The 3,091-nt window shown below is 72.2% G+C and carries 2 protein-coding genes; both read left to right on the top strand.

What is annotated here, in order from left to right; genetic code table 11:
- The coding region (locus tag ACFT7S_RS38585; RefSeq protein ID WP_382741221.1) for a type I polyketide synthase at window positions 1–2,870 on the top strand (2,870 nt) is incomplete at its 5' end.
- Between the two features lie 25 nt (window positions 2,871–2,895).
- On the top strand, window positions 2,896–3,091 hold a 196-nt coding region (locus tag ACFT7S_RS38580), incomplete at its 3' end, for a polyketide synthase docking domain-containing protein (RefSeq protein WP_382741218.1).

The raw sequence follows: 3,091 nt of genomic DNA, 5'->3' as shown, positions 1-3,091 counted from the left end.
CCGCTCTGGGCCGGGTCCACATCACCGGGAACACGGTCGACTGGCCGGCGTTCTACGCCGGGACCGGTGCTCAGCGCGTAGACCTGCCCACGTACGCCTTCCAGCACAACCGCTACTGGCTCGACGCGTCACCCGCTGCGGGTGGTGGGCTGATCGGTGCTGCGATCGCGGTGCCGGAGGGTTACCTCTTCACCGGCCGAGTGTCGTTGCAGAGTCACCCCTGGCTGGCTGATCACGTTGTCGCGGGTGTCGTCCTGCTGCCCGGCGCCGCGTTCGTGGAGCTGGCGTTCCGGGCTGCCGACGAGGTCGGCTGTGGCACGGTCGAGGAGTTGACGTTGGAGGCGCCGCTGGTGCTGCCTGAGCAGGGCGCGGTGGAGCTGCGGGTGTCGGTCGCGGAGGCCGACGACGATGGCCGGTGCGCGGTGAGCGTGCACGCGCGGTTCGGGGACGAGGCGTGGACGCGGCACGCCTCCGGTGTGCTGGCTGTCGGTGTCCCGGTCCCGGACTTCGACTTCACCGCCTGGCCGCCGGCCGGTGCGCAGCCGGTGCCGGTGGACGGTCTGTACGAGGGGCTTGCTGCGGTGGGGCTGGAGTACGGGCCGGTGTTCCAGGGGCTGACGGCTGCCTGGCGCAGGGGTGATGAGGTTTTCGCCGAGGTCGCTCTACCCGAGGACGCGGACAGCGAGGCGTTCGGGCTGCATCCGGCGCTGCTGGACTCCGCCCTGCACGCCATCGCGCTGGCCGGCGGTGCGGACCCCCAACAGGCCGAGCTGCCGTTCGCCTGGAGCGGGGTCTCGCTGCACGCGACAGGAGCCGAAACGGCCCGCGTCAAGGTCTCACCCGCTTCCGGCGGTGTGTCGCTCGCGATCGCCGATGGGACGGGCGCGCCGGTCGCTGTCGTCGAGACCCTGGTGCTGCGGCCCCTCGCAGATGATCAGCTCGGCACGGCCGGGGACGCCCTGCGCGACGCGCTGTTCCGGGCCGAGTGGCAGCCGGCGTCGCAGGACCGGTCTCCGGCCGGCGCACCCGTCACCGACAGGTGGTCCGTTCTGGACGGCGACGATCTCTCGGCGCTGACCGGGGCGGCCTCCGTCCCGGAGCTGGTGCTGCTGCCGCTGTCCGTTCCGGACCCGGCCCTCGACCTGGCCGCGGCAACCCGCCTCGCTTCGGGACAGGCACTCGGCCTGGCCCAACAGTGGCTGGCCGACGAGCGATTCGAGGCATCCCGGCTGGTCGTGGCTACTCGGGGAGCCGTTGCGACAAGCGCCGGAACCGACGTCGCGAATCCGGCCCACGCGGCTGTCCAGGGTTTGCTGCGCTCGGCTCAGGAGGAGCACCCGGACCGATTCGTGCTGGTCGACCTGGACACGGAAGGCCGGCTGCCGGAGGGCGTGCTCGGTGCGCTCGCCGCTGCTGCCGACGCCGGGGAGCGTGAGCTGGCGCTGCGGGACGGCGCCGTCCTGGCACCGCGCCTGGTCAGGGCACAGCTGCCCGCCGCGGACCGTAGCCAGGAAGGCCAGGAAGGCGGGGAGGGCCAGAAGACCGTCTGGGACACGGCCGGAACGGTTCTGGTCACCGGAGGGACCGGCGGACTCGGAGGGATCGTAGCCCGGCATCTGGTGGCCGAGCACGGGGTGCGGCATCTGCTGCTGACCAGCCGTCGCGGCCCGGATGCCTCCGGTACCACCGAGCTGTGCGCCGAACTGGCCGGGCTGGGCGCCGAGGTGACCGTCGCCGCCTGTGATGTGTCGGACCGCGACGCGCTCGCCGCGCTGCTGGCATCCGTGCCCGCCGAACGCCCGCTGACCGGTGTCGTCCATGCGGCCGGTGTGCTGGACGACGGCGTCATCGGCGCTCTGACCCCCGAGCGGCTCGACACGGTCTTCAAGCCCAAGGTGGATGCCGCACTGCACCTGCACGAGCTGACCCGGGACCTGGGCCTGTCGGCGTTCGTCCTGTTCTCCTCGGCGGCCGGTGTGTTCGGTACGCCGGGGCAGGCCAACTACGCCGCGGCCAACGCCTTCCTGGACGCGCTCGTCCAGCACCGCAACGCAGCTGGACTCCCGGGCGTCTCCCTCGCCTGGGGCCCGTGGGTGCGGCAGGACGGCGGCGGCATGGCCGACGCGCTCGCCGACACCGACCTGCGCCGCATGTCCCGCTCGGGGGTGCTGCCGGTGTCCGCGGAGGATGGGCTGGCGCTGTTCGACCGGACTGCGGGGGCGCGTGGTGTCGTCGTCCCGGTGCCGCTGGACACCCGGGCCCTGGCCGGTGCCGGGTCCGTGGCGCCGTTGTTCCGCGGGCTGGTGCGTACGACCGTGCGCCGGGCCGCGCAGGCCGGAACCAGGACGACCGGCGAGCAACTGAAGCAGCGGCTGGCGGCCCTGCCTGCAATGGAGCAGGACCGGATGCTGCTCGACCTGGTGCGCGGGCACGCCGCATCGGTGCTCGGCCACGCCGGCCTGACGGCCGTCGAATCCGACCGCTCCTTCAGTGAGCTCGGTTTCGACTCGCTGACGGCGGTCGAGTTCCGTAACGGACTACAGACCGCGACCGGGCTGCGGCTGCCCGCCACACTGATCTTCGACTACGCCACGTCGCGCGCCCTCGCCGAGTACGTACGCGCCGAACTGGCGCCGGCGAAGGACGTGGGCGGCACGGCGGACGAGGACGAGATCCGCCGGGCACTGGCCGCCATTCCGCTGACCCGCCTGCGGGACGCGGGCCTGATGGACGCCCTGCTGGAGCTGGCAGGGATCCGTATCCAGGGCCCGGACCCGGCCGCCGCCGACCAGGCGGACGAGCCGGACTCGATCGATTCGATGGACACCGAGCGCCTGATGCGTATGGCGCTCGGAGAGTCCGACTTCTGAAGACGCGAGAGGCAAGAACGCAACGATGAGCGCACCTGACGAACGACTCGTTGAGGCACTTCGCGCGTCACTCAAGGAGACCGAGCGGCTCCGTGAGCAGAACCGGAAGCTCACCGCAGAATCGCGCGATCCGATCGCGATTGTGGGGATGAGCTGTCGGTTCCCGGGCGGGGTGTCGTCGCCGGAGGAGCTGTGGGACCTGCTGTCCGCGGGCGGGGACG

The organism is Streptomyces sp. NPDC057136, assembly GCF_042670885.1.
Lineage (GTDB): Bacteria > Actinomycetota > Actinomycetes > Streptomycetales > Streptomycetaceae > Streptomyces.
This window is presented reverse-complemented; position numbering and strand designations above follow the sequence as displayed.